We start from the raw sequence: 14944 nt of genomic DNA, 5'->3' as shown, positions 1-14944 counted from the left end.
TAGCAGCGCCCGCAGGAGCACCGATCGATCAGGCTCTACCGCAGCCCCAGCAATTTGTGCGTCTGAAGCGACAGGCGCCAGCGCGGCCGCTCCATCACCAGCGCCATCGCCGCCGCGACGTTCGCCTCCCCCGCGGCATCGTCGAGCGGCTGGAGCAGGAAGTGGCGGAAGTCCCAGCCCTCCACCGTGTCGAGGTCCGTCCCGGCCTGCGGCCACACCAGCTTGAGTTCGTCGCCCGAGCGCTGCACGGTCTCGCTGCCGGCCTTGGGGCTGATGCACACCCAGTCGATTCCGGGATGGACCGGCAGCGTGCCGTTGCTCTCGATCGCGATCTCGAACCCGGCTCCGTGGAGCGCGTCGACGAGGTCGTCGTCGACCTGGAGCATCGGCTCGCCCCCGGTCAGCACCACGAAGCGCCGCTCGCGCTCCGGACCCCAGAAGCCCTCCGCCGCCGCTACCAGCGCCGCGGCGTCGGCGAACCGCCCGCCGCCCGCGCCGTCGACGCCGACGAAATCGGTGTCGCAGAAGCGGCACACCGCGGTAGCGCGGTCCTGCTCGCGCCCGCTCCACAGGTTGCAGCCGGCGAAGCGCACGAACACCGCGCGCCGGCCCGCCTGCACGCCCTCACCCTGGAGCGTCAGGAACATCTCCTTGACCGCGTAGCTCATCTCAATCGACCGGCGGGGTCACCGCATAGCCGGTCGGGTCGGGCACGCCGGCCTCGACGAAGCCCTTGTGGCGCAGCCGGCAGCTGTCGCAGCGTCCGCAGTGCAGCCCGCCCGGCGCGGGATCGTAGCACGACCAGCTCATCCCCATGTCGAGCCCAAGCCGCGCGCCCTCGCGCACGATATCGGCCTTGGTCATGTGCTGGAGCGGCGCCTGGAAGCGGAACGGCTGGCCTTCGACGCCCGCCTTGGTGGCGAGCTCGGCGAGCCGCTCGTACGCCGCGATGAACTCGGGGCGGCAGTCGGGATAGCCCGAATAATCGAGCGCGTTGACGCCGAGATAGATGTCGCGCGCGCCCGCCGCCTCGGCCCAGCCGAGCGCCAGGCTGAGGAAGATCGTGTTGCGCGCGGGCACGTAGGTGACCGGGATGGTGCCGTCGACACCGTCCTTGGGCACGTCGATGTCGCGATCGGTCAGCGCCGAGCCGCCGAAGGCCGAGAGGTCGATCGGCAGCACGACGTGGCGTGCCGCGCCGAGCGCGTGAGCGATGCGCCGCGCCGCGGCGAGCTCGACCTGATGGCGTTGGTTATAGTCGATCGAGAGCGCGAGCAGCGGGTGCCCCGCCTCGCGCGCGAGCGCGGCGGACACCAGCGAGTCGAGCCCGCCCGAGACGAGCGCGACGGCGGGGGTCAATTGGGTCATGATGCGGCGCCAGCTAGGCCCTCGCGCGCGCGAGCGCAAGAAAAAGGGCCGCCCGAGGGCGGCCCGTGAGGAGCTTGAGCGGTCAAGCTAGGGAGAGAGCGTGCCGCATGAACGGCACGAGGTCGCTTATGGGGGAAGAAGGTTAAAATCGGACTAACGGTAATGGGAGCCGAAGTGCATCGATGTCGCGCCACCGACCGTCCGTGCGGCGCCACGCCCAAGCTCGGTCTCGAACGATGGTCATTCTCGTGGCAGCGACGCTTCGACAAGCTCAGCCTCTGCTCAGCGCGAACGAAATAAAGAAGGAAGCCGCGTTCGTGCTGAACTCGGCGCTTCCTGAGCACGGACGAAGTGGGACACCAGCCCCGTTCGTGCTGAGGAGGCACTGAGCTTGTCGAAAGGCCGTCTCGAAGCATGCGCCGCGCCACGAGGCTCACGCACACCGCCCCCCTCACCCCACCAGTTCGTCCGCGCGCACCGGGAAGCTGGTCGAGCAGAAGGCGCAGTCGACCGCGATCACGCCGCGCTCGTCCGCCATCGCCAGCCGCTCCTCCAGCGGGAAGCGCGCCAGCACCGAGCGGATATATTCCACGTCGCAGCGGCAGCCCTTCACCAGCGCCTGTCCCGCGAGCACGCGCACCTCGGCCTCCTCGTTGAACAGCCGCCACACCAAGGTCTCGAGCGGCACGGTCGGGTCGGCGAGCTCGTCGCCCTCCATGGTCTGGCCGAGCGCCTCGACATGCTCCCACTCGGGATGGTCGAGCTTGGTGTGGAGCCGCTCGCGGCCTTCCTCGCCCTCGGGAAGGTGCTGGAGCAGCAGACCGCCCGCGACGCACCGCCCGTCGGCGCCCTTGCGCAGGCCGACGCGCACCAGCGTCGGGATCTGCTCGGACTGGTAGAAATAGCTCTGCGCCGCCTCGCTCAGCGTGTCGCCGTCGAGCGGGACGATCCCCTGATAGCGCTCGCCGGTGGTGGCGAGATCGAAGGTGATCGCGAGATACCCCTTGCCGAAGAGCGCGAACAGCGACGGCTCGGCGGGCGCGTCGGTGAGCCGTTCGGCGTCATACTGGATGTAGCCGCGCACCTCGCCGCCGCGATAGTCGCACACCAGCAAGGTGACGACGCCCGCCTCGGTCTGCGTCTGCATGGTGAGCTGGCCCTGCGGGTCCTTAAGCGTGCTGCCGATCAGCGCGGTGAGCGTCAGCGCCTCTGCGAGCAGCTTCTCGATCGCGGGTGGATAAGCGTGCGCGGCGAGGATCGCGTCGAGCGTCGGCCCCAGCCGCACCACGCGCCCGCGCGCGTGCTGCGCGGGAATGGTGAAGCCGAGTGCGCGGTCGAGGTCGGGGGCGTGCGGATCGGTCAAGGCTGCCTCGTGCTGGCGGGGTCAAAGAGCCACCAGCTGCCCTCTCTGTCACCCCGGACCTGTTCCGGGGTCCATCGTTCCGCGAACGCTCCGGCTGGTAGCGTGCGCGTCACCATGGATGCCGGGTCGAGCCCGGCATGACGAGGAAGGACAAGCAGTTGGTGGATCTTGCTCTATCTGGGAAGCCGTGCCGCCCCGATCAACCGATCTGGCCGAAGCACCAGCGCAGCACCGACTTCTGCGCGTGGAGGCGGTTCTCCGCCTCCTGCCAGATCAGCGACTGCGGCCCGTCGATCACCTCGGGCGTGACCTCCTCGCCGCGATGCGCGGGGAGGCAGTGGAGGAAGGCGGCGCCCGGCTTGGCCGCCGCCATCAGCGCGGCGTCGACCTGATAGGGCATCATCGCGCGCAGCTTGGTCTCGGCCTGCGCCTGGCCCATCGAGATCCAGGTGTCGGTGACGACCACGTCGGCGTCGGCCACCGCCTCGCGCGGATCGGCGACGACGCGCGCGCGGCCCGAGGCGCGGACGATCGCCTCCTCCTCGGGCTGGAACCCCTGCGGGCACGCCGCAACCACGTCGAAGTGGAGCAGCGCCGCCGCCTCGACGATCGAGGCGAGCACGTTGTTGCCGTCGCCCAGCCACGCGACCTTGAGCCCCGGCAGCTGGCGCCCGCTCTCCACGATGGTGAGCAGGTCGGCCATGATCTGGCAGGGGTGCGACTCATCGGTGAGGCCGTTGATCACGGGCACGCTGGCGTGTGCCGCCATCTCCTCGAGCTTGGCGTGATCGTCGGTACGGATCATGATCGCGTCGACATAGCCCGACAGCACGCGCGCGGTGTCCGCCACCGTCTCGCCGCGGCCGAGCTGCATCTGCCCCGCCTCCATCACGATCGACTGGCCGCCGAGCTGGCGGATCGCCATGTCGAAGCTGACGCGGGTACGCGTCGAGTTCTTCTCGAAAATCATGGCCAGCACGCGGCCGGCGAGCGGCGCGTCGGCGTCGGCGCGGCCCTTGGGCCAGCCCGCGCGCGCCTGTTTGCGCTCGAGCGCGTCGGCGAGCATGGCGGCGATCGCGTCGCCACCGGCGTCGCTGAGGCTCAGGAAATGGCGCATGTCACTTCTCCGCGGTATGGGAGAGGCCGCTCGATCGGCGACAGATGGAGGAACCTCCACCAGCGCTTTCGTTCGCGGAACCCCCCTCCACCACCACGCTGGCGCGTGGCGGTCCCCCTCCCCGCGAGCGGGGAGGAGCTTACATCACTCGTCGGCCACGGGCACGTAGACCCGCGCGGCCTCGCTCAGCTTCTCGACGCACTCGGCGATATGGCTCTCGTCGATCACCAGCGGCGGCAGCACGCGGACGACGTTCTCGCCCGCTGCGACCAGCAGCAGCCCATGATGGTCGCGGCAGTGCGCGACGAAGCGGCGGCTGTCACTCTTCAGCTTGATACCCAGCATCAGCCCGTGGCCGCGGACGTGATCGAACAGATGATCGTGGTTGGGGATCAGCTGCTCTAGCGAGGCACGCAACCGCTCGCCCATCCGCGCCACCTGATCGAGGAAGCCTTCCTCCAGGATCACGTCGAGCACCGCCTCGCCCGCCGCCATCGCCAGCGGGTTCCCGCCATAGGTCGATCCGTGCGTGCCGAACACCATGCCCTTGGCCGCCTCGGCGGTGGCGAGACAGGCGCCGAGTGGGAAGCCGCCGCCGATCCCCTTGGCCACCGCCATGATGTCGGGCGTGATGCCGTACAGCTCGTGCGCGAAGAACTTGCCGGTGCGGCCATAACCCGCCTGCACCTCGTCGAGCACCAGCAGCAGCCCGTGCTCGTCGCACGCCGCGCGCAGACCGCGCAGAAACTCCTCCGACGCCGGGCGGATGCCGCCCTCGCCCTGGATCGGCTCGACTAGGAAACCCGCGGTATGCTCGTCGATCAGCGCGAGCGCGCCCGCCAGGTCGTTGAACGTCGCGTATTTGAAGCCGGGCAGCAGCGGCTCGAAGCCGTCGCGCATCTTGGCCTGGTTGGTCGCCGAGATCGCGCCGAGCGTGCGGCCGTGGAAGGCGGTGTCGAAGGTGATCAGGTCGTGCCGCTGCGGGTTGCCGTTGGCATAGTGATAGCGCCGCGCGGTCTTGATCGCGCACTCCACCGCCTCGGCGCCCGAGTTGGTGAAGAACACCGTGTCGGCGAAGGTGTGGTCGACCAGCCGCTGCGCGAGATGCTCGCCCTGCGGGCTGCCGTAGAGGTTGCTGGTGTGCATCAGCGTCGCGGCCTGATCCGCGATCGCCTTGACCAGCTTGGGATGGCCGTGGCCGAGCGCGTTGACCGCGATGCCGCTGGCGAAGTCGAGATACTGCTCCCCGTCCTCGCCGTAGAGATAGACGCCCTCGCCTCGCACCGGGCGCACGCCGCACCGCGGGTAGACGGGCATCAGCGCAGGGGTGGACGACACGGGGCCTTCTCCTCGGAAAGAACAAGGGCGGCCCGACCGGACCGCCCCGGCCCGTCTTCTACGGTGGCCCGCCGCGGCGGGTCAACACCGCGCGCGAGGGCGCTTGCGCCGACGCGGCGATTGCGCTCGTGCCGCGACTATCCCACATAGGGGAGTAACACACCATTTGGGGAATCCATGGCCGATCCATATGCGACGCTGGGCGTGGCGCGCGGCGCCAGCGAGGCGGACATCAAGAAAGCCTATCGCAAGCTCGCCAAGGAGCTGCATCCCGACCGCAACCAGGGCAATCCCAAGGCGGCGGAGCGGTTCGGCCAGGTGACCTCGGCCTATGACCTGCTGACCGACAAGGACGAGCGCGCGCGCTACGACCGCGGCGAGATCGACGGCGACGGCAACCCCACCGCTCCCTTCGGCTATGGCGCCGGCGGCACGCGGCCCGGCGGCGCGGGCGGCTTCCGCTCGCAGCAGTTCGACATGGGCGGCGGCGACGCGCCCGACATGTCCGATATCTTCGAGGGTCTGTTCGGCGGGCGGGGCGGCGGCGGCGGCGGCTTCGCCAGCGGCTTTGGCCGGCGCAGCGCCGGTCCGCCCCCCAAGGGCGGCAACGTCGCCTATCGCCTCCAGGTGCCCTTCGCCGACGCCGCCGCGCTCGCGCCGCAGCGCGTCACCCTGGCCGACGGCAGGACGATCGACCTCAAGCTGCCCGCCGGGGTCGAGACCGGCACGCAGATGCGTCTCTCCGGCAAGGGCGATCCCGGTGCCGGCGGCCCCGGCGACGCGATCGTCACGATCGAGATCCAGCCGCACCGCTTCTTCACGCGCGAGGGCGATGACGTCCGGCTCGACCTGCCCGTCTCGCTCAAGGAGGCGGTGGAGGGCGGCGCGGTCAAGGTGCCGACTGTCGACAAGCCGGTGATGCTCACGGTGCCGCCCGGCTCGACTTCGGGCAAGACGCTACGCCTGAAGGGAAAGGGCTTTCACCGCAAGGCCGGCGGTCGGGGCGACCAGCTCGTTCGCCTCGTGATCGACGTGCCCGCGGACGACGCCGCGCTGAAGTCGTTCGTGGCGGGCTGGACCGGCGGGGGGAACCCGCGCGCGAACATGGGAGTCTGATGTGGGTGAAGGACGCCCCTCCCACGCTCACGCCTGAGGATCGCGCGCGCCATCACGGTGCCGCGCGGCGGCGCCTCGACCGCCAGCTCGCGCACGTCCGGCCCGGCAGCTACAGCTGGGCGGTGGTGAAGCGCGCCGCCGTCGGCGTCTACACCGACGGCTTCATCCACGCCGGCAACCTCGCCTACCTGGCGCTGATGACGGTATTCCCCTTCTTCATCGTCGCCGCTGCGGTCGCCTCGCTGTTCGGCCAGACCGACGAGGTGCAGCGCGGGGTCGCCAGCTTCCTGTCGGTGCTGCCGCGCGACGTCGGCGCGATCCTGCGCGAGCCGATCCGCAACGTGCTCCAGGCGCGGACCGGCTCGCTGCTGTGGTTCGGCGCGTTGGTAGGATTGTGGACGGTCGGCAGCTTCGCCGAGACGATCCGCGACATCTTCCGCCGCGCCTATGGCACGCGCTCGTCGCAGTCGCTGTGGCGCGCGCGGCTGGGGCTGAGCCTCGCGATCGTCGGCTCGATCGTGATCGCGCTCTTCTCCTTCTTGGTGCAGGGTCTGCTGATCGCGGCCGAGCAGTTCATCTACCGACTGCTGCCGGTCGCGCAGCATGTCGCCGAGTGGCTTAACCTCGCGCGGCTGGTGCCCGCGGCGGTGATGTTCGGCGCGCTGTACATGCTGTTCTACTCGGTCACCCCCGGCCGCTATCGCCGCAGCGAGAGCAAGAAATGGCCCGGCGCGCTGTTCACGACATTGTGGTGGGTGAGCATGACCGCCGGCCTGCCCTGGGTGCTGTCGCAGCTCGGCGGCTATGATCTCACCTATGGCAGCCTCGCCGGGGTGGTGGTGATGCTGCTGTTCTTCTATCTGATCGGCCTTGGCCTAGTGTTCGGCGCTCACCTGAACGCGGCACTGGCGGAGCCGCCCGCAGCGGTTGTAGAGGGGGCCGACGATAATGATGAACAATGATGGTGGCTTCGTGAACGGACTGATGGGGGGCAAGCGCGGGCTGATCATGGGGCTCGCCAACGACAAGTCGCTGGCCTGGGGGATCGCCAAGCAGCTGAGTGAGGCCGGCGCCGAGCTGGCCTTCTCCTACCAGGGCGCGGCGATGGAGAAGCGCGTGCGCCCGCTCGCCGAGCAGCTCGGCGTCGCGCGGCTGTTCGACTGCGACGTCTCCGACATGGCCGCGCTGGACGACACCTTCGCCGCGCTGGCGCAGGAATGGCCGACGATCGACTTCGTCGTCCACGCCATCGGCTTCTCCGACAAGTCGCAGCTGCGCGGGCGCTATTACGATACCACGCTCGACAATTTCCTGATGACGATGAACGTCTCGGCCTATTCGCTGGTCGCGGTGGCGCAGCGTGCGCGCCGAATGATGCCCAGCGGCGGCGCGATCCTAACGCTGACCTATTACGGCGCCGAGAAGGTGATCCCTCATTATAACGTGATGGGTGTCGCCAAGGCCGCGCTGGAGACGAGCGTCAAATATCTCGCGGTCGATCTCGGGCCCGAGAACATCCGCATCAACGCCATCTCGGCGGGGCCGATCCAGACGCTGGCCGCGCGCGGCATCGGCGACTTCAACTACATCCTCAAGTGGAACGAGCTCAACGCACCGCTGCGCCGCACCGTCTCGATCGACGAGGTCGGGGGCGCGGGCCTGTACCTGCTGAGCTCGCTCGCCAGCGGCGTCACCGGTGAGATCCACCATGTCGACGCCGGCTACAACGTCATCGGCATGAAGGCGGAGGACGCGCCGGACATCGCGCTTGCCTGAGACGGGCGCCCCGGCCGAGCTGATCGTCCGCCCCGCGCGCGGCGAGGACGTGGCGGGGATCGACTCGCTGCTGCGCACCTGTTTCGCGCGCCCCGACGAGGCCGATCTGGTGCGGCGGCTGTGCGTCGACGGCGCCATGGTGCTGATGATGGCGGCGGTCGATGGCGCTACCGGCGCGATCGTCGGCGCGGTGGCGTTCAGCCGCATGGCGGTGACGGTGAACGATCGCGCTGTGCCCGCGGTGGCGCTGGCGCCGCTCGCGGTGGCGCCCGCCTATCGCCGCCGCGGCGTCGGCGAGGCGCTGGTCCAGGCCGGGCTCGAGCGGCTCGAGGCCGAGCGCGTGGTGCTGTGCTTCGTGCTGGGCGACGCCGCTTACTATCGGCGCTTCGGCTTCCACGAGGATTATGCGGCCAACTTCGTCTCGCCCTATGCCGGCGAGCATCTGCTGGCGCTGCCGCTGCAGGGTGGGCTGATGCCCTGCGGCGTCCGCGGCGACGCGCGTCACGCCGACGCCTTCGCGGTGCTCGGCGGAGAGTGAGCGGCCGTAGGCTGGGAGTGCGCTCTCTTCTATCGCCACCGCCCCGGCGAATGCCCGGGTCCCGGTGGGAAGGCTGACGTGAGACTTACCAACGCTCCCCAACTGGATCCCGGCGTTCGCCGGGGTGGGTGCGAAAAGAGGGTGAGCCGCCGAGAGCCGCCCCCTGTCCTAAACCGCGTGCTTCTGGCACAGCGCGCACCGTACCCTATCCTGGTCGCCCGCGAACGTTGAGTCCGGACGCGCCAGCGACTCAACATTCGCAACATTCGGACCCTCCCGCATGAGCTACAACACCTTCGGCCGCGTGTTCCGCTTCACCACCTGGGGCGAGAGCCACGGTCCGGCGCTGGGCGCGGTGGTGGACGGCTGCCCGCCGGGGATCGCGCTGGCCGAGGCCGACATCCAGCCTTGGCTCGACCGCCGCCGCCCCGGCCAGTCGCGCTTCACCACGCAGCGGCGCGAGCCCGACCAGGTCCGCATCCTCTCGGGCGTGTTCGAGGGACGCACTACCGGGACGCCGATCAGCCTGATGATCGAGAACGTCGACCAGCGCTCCAAGGATTATTCCGACGTCGCGCTCGCCTATCGACCCGGCCACGCCGATTACGCCTATGACGCCAAATACGGCTTCCGCGACTATCGCGGCGGCGGTCGATCGTCCGCGCGCGAGACCGCCGCGCGCGTCGCCGCCGGCGCGGTGGCGCGGCTGGTGGTGCCGCAGGTGCGCGTGCGCGCCTGGGTCGAGGCGATCGGCGGCGACGCGATCGATCCGGCGACGTTCGACGGCGCTGCGATCGGCGCCAATCCCTTCTTCTGTCCCGATCCCGCCGCCGCCGCGCGCTGGGAAGAGAAGGTCGACGCCGCGCGCAAGGCCGGTTCCTCGCTCGGCGCGGTGGTGGTGTGCGAGGCGACCGGCGTGCCCGCGGGCTGGGGCGCGCCGCTCTACGCCAAGCTCGACAGCGAGCTCGCCGCGGCGTGCATGTCGATCAACGCGGTGAAGGGTGTGGAGATCGGTGACGGCTTCGCCGCCGCGGCGCTCTCGGGCGAGCAGAATGCCGACGCGATGCGCCCCGGCGCGGACGGCCCCGCCTTCCTCGCCAATCACGCCGGCGGGATCGCGGGCGGGATCGCCACCGGCCAGCCGATCCGCGTGCGCGTCGCTTTCAAGCCGACCAGCTCGATCCTCACCCCGGTCGCGACCGTCACGCGCGAGGGCGACGCGACCGAGATCGCCACCAAGGGCCGGCACGACCCCTGTGTCGGAATCCGCGGCGTGCCCGTGGTGGAGGCAATGGTCGCGCTGGTGCTCGCCGACCAGGCCTTGCTTCACCGCGCCCAATGCGGATAAGTTGGTTAATTTAGGCGAGAAATGACTGGAACACCTGCTTCGTGCGCTTCGTTCGGACCGCACACACAAGGAGAGGTTCTCATGCGCATTCTCGTGATCGCGGCCGCGGCCGCACTCGCTTTGCCCGCCGTCGCTTCGGCACAGACCACCGGCGGTACGGGCGGCAGCACCGGCGGCGGCATGGGCACCGGTATGGGCCAGTCGGGCACCGGTATGGGCCAGTCGGGCACCGGTATGGACCAAGGCACGATGGGCACGACGCAGCAGCCCGGTTCGACCGGTACCACCACCCAGAGCACGCAGTCGGACACGATGTCGACGACCTCGCCGCGCTCCACGCGCGAGTCGCGCCGCTCGTCGCGCAATCGCTCGACGATGGATCGGCCGGGCGGCAGCGCCACCCCGGATCCGACGACGCAGACGATGAACCCGGATCCGACGGTCAACCCGACGTCACAGAACAACCCGCGCACGACGGGCACCGATCCGATGGCGACGACGCCCCAGTCGCCGCAATAACCTCGCCGATCTTCCCCCCCGCGCCACGGCGCGGGGGCGTGTCGCGATCAGTCGGCGAACGGGTCGCGCACCAGGATGGTGTCCTCGCGCTCCGGGCTGGTCGACACGAGTGAAACGGGGCAGCGGATCAGCTCCTCGACGCGGCGAATGTATTTGATCGCCTGCGCCGGCAGGTCCGCCCAGCTCCGCGCGCCCGCGGTTGACTCTCGCCAGCCTTCGATCGTCTCGTAGACCGGCTCGACCAGCGCCTGGTCCGCCGCGTGCGCCGGGAAATAGTCGATCACCTCGTCGCGCAGACGGTAGCCGGTGCAGATTCGCACCTCGTCCAGGCCGTCGAGCACGTCGATCTTGGTCAGCGCGATGCCGGTGATCCCGCCCACCGCCGCCGACTGGCGCACCAGCACCGCGTCGAACCAGCCGCAGCGCCGCTTGCGCCCCGTCACTGTGCCGAACTCGTGCCCGCGCGTGCCGAGCCGCTCGCCGGTGGCGTCGTCCAGCTCTGTCGGAAACGGCCCGGAGCCGACGCGCGTGGTATAGGCCTTGGCGATCCCCAGCACGAAGCCCACCGCCGCCGGCCCCAGCCCAGAGCCGCCCGCAGCGGTGCCCGCGATCGTGTTCGACGAGGTGACGAACGGGTAGGTACCGTGGTCGATGTCGAGCAGCACGCCCTGCGCGCCCTCGAACAGGATGCGCTTGCCCGCCTCCTTCGCGGCGTTGAGGTCGCGCCACACCGGCTTGGCAAAGGGAAGTACGAAGTCGGCGATGGCGCGCAGCTCGGCGACGAGCGCGTCGCGGTCGATCGGCGCCTCGCCGAAGCCGGCGCGCAGCGCGTCGTGGTGAGCGGTGAGCCGGTCGAGCTGCGGCCCGAGTTCGTCGAGGTGCGCGAGGTCGCAGACGCGCAGCGCGCGGCGCCCGATCTTGTCCTCATAGGCCGGGCCGATGCCGCGCCGCGTCGTGCCGATCTTGCCTGCGCCGCTGGCATCCTCGCGCAGGGCGTCGAGGTCGCGGTGGAAGGGCAGGATCAGCGCGCAGTTGTCCGCGATCCGCAGCGTCTCGGGGGTGGCGACCACGCCCTGCCCCATTAGCCGCTCGATCTCGGCCTTGAGCGCCCAGGGATCGAGCACCACGCCGTTGCCGATCACCGAGGGCGTGCCGCGCACGATCCCCGAGGGCAGCAGCGAGAGCTTGTAGACCGACTCACCGACCACCAGCGTGTGCCCGGCGTTGTGTCCGCCCTGGAAGCGCACGACGACGTCGGCGCGCTCGGCGAGCCAGTCGACGATCTTGCCCTTGCCCTCGTCGCCCCATTGCGCGCCGATGACTGCTACGTTGGCCATGGATACAGGTCTCCGCCTGCCGGGCGAACCCGCGCGCCCTTCGACAGGACTCGGCGCGCGAGTGGTTCAGCGATGTCGGTGGCGCGGGTAGCCGCGAGGGGGCGGCAGGTCAACCGGCACAGCCCCGCGGCGTCGATCGCGCCACGACGGGCCAGTCTCCCGCTTGACCGCCACCGCGGCGCCGCATCAATCTTCGCTCAGGGGATAATAGAACGGCAATGCGACACCTCGCCTCATACGCACTCGCGAGCGCGCTGATCGCGGCGCCCGCGGCGGCGCGCGAGCTCAAGGTCGGGCAGCCGGCACCGCCGATCGAGCTCACGCTGGTCGATGGCAGCAAGACCACGCTGGCCGAGCATCGCGGCGAGGTGGTGCTGCTCAACTTCTGGGCGACCTGGTGCGTGCCCTGTCGTGCCGAGCTTCCGCTGCTCGACGGCTATTTCCGCCGCGCCAGGCAGCACGGGCTCAGCGTCTTCGCGGTGGCGACGGATGGGTCCGCGCCGCTCCACCAGCTCAAGCCGCTGTTCGCCGCCATGGCGATCCCAGCGGTGCGTCGGATCAAGGGCATGAGCGCCGAGATGCCGGCCGTGCCGACCAACTACATCATCGATCGCGCCGGCGTGGTTCGCTATGCCAAGGCCGCCGCGCTGGATCTCGAAGACCTCAACCGCGAGTTGATCCCGCTGCTCAACGAGCCCGCGCCGAGAGGCTGAACCGCGCCGCGCCGGAACGGTGCGGCGTCGCGCGAGTTGAGCGGGGATGAAGACCGTCGCGCTCACCACCGCCGTTCTGCTGCTGCTTTCCGGTTGCGGCGACCGGACGCGGGAGCCCGAAGGTGGAGACGCCACCGGGGCTGCGGCCAACGCAACCGCCGCCCCGGTTGTTGACACGGCCAGCCCCTCCCGTGCCAGCCCCTCCCCCACGGCCAGCGCCGCTGCCTCGGCCGATCGCGCGCATTATCTCGGGCGCTGGCGCGGGGTGGAAGGGCTCAACCTCGTCGTCTCTCCGCGCGCGGGCGCCGACACCGCGGTGTCGCTGGCGATGCAGTGGAGCCTCGATGACAAGGGCACGTACGACGGCGAGGTCACCGCGGACGGCATCGCCTTCCAGCGCGAGGGCGCACGCGAACTGCTGCGCCCGACCGATGGCGCCGCGACGGGGCTCAAGTACCTCGACGGCAAGAGGGATTGCCTCACCGTCAAGTCCGGCGAAGGTTACTGCCGCGACTGAACCGCGCGGTCGAGCGCGATGAGCCGCTCCGCCTCGGCGAGGTGAAGCCGCTCCACCATCTCACCCTCCACCCGGATCGCCCCCCGCGCCTCATGCTCCGGTAGGGCGAAGGCGGCGACGATCCGCTCGGCGCGCGCGACCGCCTCCGCCGACGGCGCGAAGGCGCCGTTGGCGGCCTCGATCTGGGCCGGGTGGATCAGCGTCTTGCCGTCGAACCCCCAGCGCGCGCCCTGCGCACAGGCACGCTCGATCGCGGCCGCATCGTCGATCACGTTGGTGACGCCGTCGAGCGCGACGATGCCAGCGAGCCGCGCCGAGAGCACCACCTCGGTGAGGATCGGCCACAGCGGCGCGCGATCCTCCCCCGAGGTGCAACGTAGCTCGCGCGCGAGGTCGTTCGGCCCGAGTACCAGCGCGGCGAGCCCGGTCTCGCGCGCCGCCGCCGCGATCGAGCGCAGCGCCGCGACCCCGGCGCAGGTCTCGATCATCGCCCAGAGCGCCGGCCCCTCGCCCAGCACATCGCGCGCGGCGCGGAGTGTGTCGGGACCGTCGACCTTCGGGAGCAGCACCGCGTCGAGCGGCGCACCGCGCAGCGCGGCGAGATCGTCGGCGCCCCAGGCCGTGTCGGCGCTGTTGACGCGCACGACGCGTTCGAAGACGTTCAGCTCGCCGGTCGCTAGTACGGCGAGTGCCGCGCCGCGTGCGGCCAGCTTTGCCTCGGACGCGACCGAGTCCTCGAGATCGAGGATCACCGAGTCACAATTCAAAGAAGGCGCTCTGGCGATCGCGCGTCCGTTCGACGCTGGCATGAACAGCACGCTGCGGCGGGGGCGCTCCAAGTGAAGCATTGGCCTCATCCAACTTTCATCGATCTAAACATACTGAGTGACTCGCAGGCAAATCAAACCACGGCGGATCGGTGCGAAAATTTCTCTTAAACAAGAAAGCCTAAGACATTCACATAAGATTTGCCACCATGATGAGTTACACTGCATTTGGCTAGTTACCTCTCGCATGACAAGTCTATGTCCTCAACAATGGGGACGATTGATGTCGATCAAACGTATTATCTCTGCGCTCGCTCTTATGCTGATCAGCGAGCCGAGCTATGCCGCTAAGGTACTGATCATTAACGGATCTGGTAAAGCTAGCGAGGCGCAAACAACGTCGTCGATCACCGACCACCTTTCCAGACTTCATCAGCGTGCCGGCAACAAGGTCACCGTCGTCGACGATATCCCGATCAGTCTGTCCGATTATAGCGAGGTGTGGGACATTCGCTATGACAACAGCGGCGCGCTGACGGATGATGTGCGGAAAAGCTATCTCGGCTTTCTCGCGGGCGGCGGCGGCATGTTCGTCATGGGCGAGAACGACAGCTTCGGCGATCGCGACGACAGCATCCTCTCGCTCGTGTCCGACGCTGGCGGCGGCACGCTCAGCCGTGCCTCGGGCTCCTCGCAGCAGACCATCTATTCGCCGTTCGACAAACCCAACGAGGTGACGAGCATCAACTACCAGGCCCCGGGCTTTCTGAACGGATTCGGTACTGGCCAGTGGATCAGCGCCAGCGGTGACACGGGCAGCGGCGTCGCCTGGGGCAAGGGCAAGCTGGCCAACGCACGAGCCGGTGCGCTGACGACGATCTTCGACGTCAACTTCATGATGAACGAGGCGAGCGATGACGAACATTCGCTGACCGCCAACCTCATCCGCTTCGTCGACCAGGTCAATCCGGTCAGCAGCGTCGGCGCCGTGCCCGAGCCGGCGACCTGGGCGATGATGATCGTCGGCTTCGGACTCGTGGGCGGCGCGTTGCGACGGCGTCGACCGCAGCTCAGCGCTGCGCTCGCCAGCTGATCTATGGAGTGCGGCAGGGTCGCCGAGACCCCGC

Annotated in this window: 16 protein-coding genes; 9 read left to right on the top strand and 7 right to left on the bottom strand. The window is 69.5% G+C overall.

Features of this window, described 5'->3' with window-relative positions:
* Positions 1-35 precede the first annotated feature (35 nt).
* From queE to KZ820_RS18985, 5 genes are all read right to left on the bottom strand, one after another.
* Entirely contained in the window at positions 36-668 is a 633-nt protein-coding gene (queE, locus tag KZ820_RS19005) for a 7-carboxy-7-deazaguanine synthase (RefSeq protein ID WP_219750435.1), read from the bottom strand.
* 1 nt (position 669) lies between these two features.
* Complete coding sequence (queC, locus tag KZ820_RS19000) at positions 670-1368, bottom strand: 7-cyano-7-deazaguanine synthase QueC (protein WP_219750434.1); 699 nt, start codon at positions 1366-1368, stop codon at positions 670-672.
* A 451-nt stretch (positions 1369-1819) separates the two neighbouring features.
* Entirely contained in the window at positions 1820-2731 is a 912-nt protein-coding gene (gene hslO / locus KZ820_RS18995; protein WP_219750433.1) for an Hsp33 family molecular chaperone HslO, read from the bottom strand.
* A 199-nt stretch (positions 2732-2930) separates the two neighbouring features.
* On the bottom strand, positions 2931-3848 hold the full coding sequence (gene argF, locus KZ820_RS18990) for an ornithine carbamoyltransferase (protein ID WP_183919433.1): 918 nt from the start codon (positions 3846-3848) through the stop codon (positions 2931-2933).
* A gap of 144 nt (positions 3849-3992) precedes the next feature.
* On the bottom strand, positions 3993-5186 hold the full coding sequence (locus KZ820_RS18985; protein ID WP_219750432.1) for an aspartate aminotransferase family protein: 1194 nt from the start codon (positions 5184-5186) through the stop codon (positions 3993-3995).
* A gap of 177 nt (positions 5187-5363) precedes the next feature.
* Between KZ820_RS18985 and KZ820_RS18980 the strand changes: the two genes are divergently transcribed.
* The 6 genes from KZ820_RS18980 to KZ820_RS18955 all read left to right on the top strand — a co-directional run bounded on the left by KZ820_RS18980 (position 5364) and on the right by KZ820_RS18955 (position 10483).
* The gene (locus tag KZ820_RS18980) at positions 5364-6302 is read left to right on the top strand and encodes a DnaJ C-terminal domain-containing protein (RefSeq protein ID WP_219750431.1); all 939 of its coding nucleotides are present in this window, start codon (positions 5364-5366) and stop codon (positions 6300-6302) included.
* A complete protein-coding gene (locus tag KZ820_RS18975) occupies positions 6302-7264 on the top strand; it encodes a YihY/virulence factor BrkB family protein (protein WP_219750430.1) in 963 nt (320 codons plus the stop codon). The genes KZ820_RS18980 and KZ820_RS18975 overlap by 1 nt, the downstream gene beginning before the upstream one ends.
* A 22-nt stretch (positions 7265-7286) precedes the next feature.
* The gene (gene fabI, locus KZ820_RS18970) at positions 7287-8078 is read left to right on the top strand and encodes an enoyl-ACP reductase FabI (RefSeq protein ID WP_219750466.1); all 792 of its coding nucleotides are present in this window, start codon (positions 7287-7289) and stop codon (positions 8076-8078) included.
* Entirely contained in the window at positions 8071-8616 is a 546-nt protein-coding gene (locus tag KZ820_RS18965) for a GNAT family N-acetyltransferase (protein ID WP_219750429.1), read from the top strand. Before fabI ends, KZ820_RS18965 begins: the two co-directional genes overlap by 8 nt.
* 280 nt (positions 8617-8896) lie before the next feature.
* The gene (aroC, locus tag KZ820_RS18960; protein ID WP_219750428.1) at positions 8897-9964 is read left to right on the top strand and encodes a chorismate synthase; all 1068 of its coding nucleotides are present in this window, start codon (positions 8897-8899) and stop codon (positions 9962-9964) included.
* Between the two features lie 81 nt (positions 9965-10045).
* Positions 10046-10483 (top strand): hypothetical protein, encoded by a 438-nt coding sequence (locus KZ820_RS18955; protein WP_219750427.1) that lies wholly within the window; start codon positions 10046-10048, stop codon positions 10481-10483.
* Positions 10484-10530: 47 nt separating this feature from the next.
* Here KZ820_RS18955 and KZ820_RS18950 read toward each other — a convergent pair whose 3' ends face one another.
* On the bottom strand, positions 10531-11820 hold the full coding sequence (locus KZ820_RS18950; RefSeq protein ID WP_219750426.1) for an adenylosuccinate synthase: 1290 nt from the start codon (positions 11818-11820) through the stop codon (positions 10531-10533).
* A 218-nt stretch (positions 11821-12038) separates the two neighbouring features.
* Between KZ820_RS18950 and KZ820_RS18945 the strand changes: the two genes are divergently transcribed.
* Positions 12039-12533: a TlpA family protein disulfide reductase gene (locus tag KZ820_RS18945; protein ID WP_219750425.1), complete on the top strand. Its 495-nt coding sequence runs from the start codon at positions 12039-12041 to the stop codon at positions 12531-12533.
* Positions 12534-12579: 46 nt separating this feature from the next.
* A complete protein-coding gene (locus KZ820_RS18940) occupies positions 12580-13050 on the top strand; it encodes a hypothetical protein (protein ID WP_219750424.1) in 471 nt (156 codons plus the stop codon).
* On the opposite strand, the gene KZ820_RS18935 is transcribed toward KZ820_RS18940, so the two are convergent.
* Complete coding sequence (locus KZ820_RS18935) at positions 13035-13898, bottom strand: HpcH/HpaI aldolase/citrate lyase family protein (protein ID WP_219750423.1); 864 nt, start codon at positions 13896-13898, stop codon at positions 13035-13037. The genes KZ820_RS18940 and KZ820_RS18935 overlap by 16 nt on opposite strands.
* A 202-nt stretch (positions 13899-14100) precedes the next feature.
* Between KZ820_RS18935 and KZ820_RS22055 the strand changes: the two genes are divergently transcribed.
* Positions 14101-14910, top strand: coding sequence for a PEPxxWA-CTERM sorting domain-containing protein (locus tag KZ820_RS22055; protein ID WP_258048350.1), 810 nt, complete (start codon positions 14101-14103; stop codon positions 14908-14910).
* The last annotated feature ends 34 nt before the right edge of the window (positions 14911-14944 follow it).

Origin of the sequence: Sphingomonas citri, assembly GCF_019429485.1 — a bacterium.
Lineage (GTDB): Bacteria > Pseudomonadota > Alphaproteobacteria > Sphingomonadales > Sphingomonadaceae > Sphingomonas > Sphingomonas citri.
The sequence above is the reverse complement of the archived record's forward strand: the minus strand, read 5'-3'. Positions and strand labels throughout refer to the sequence as shown.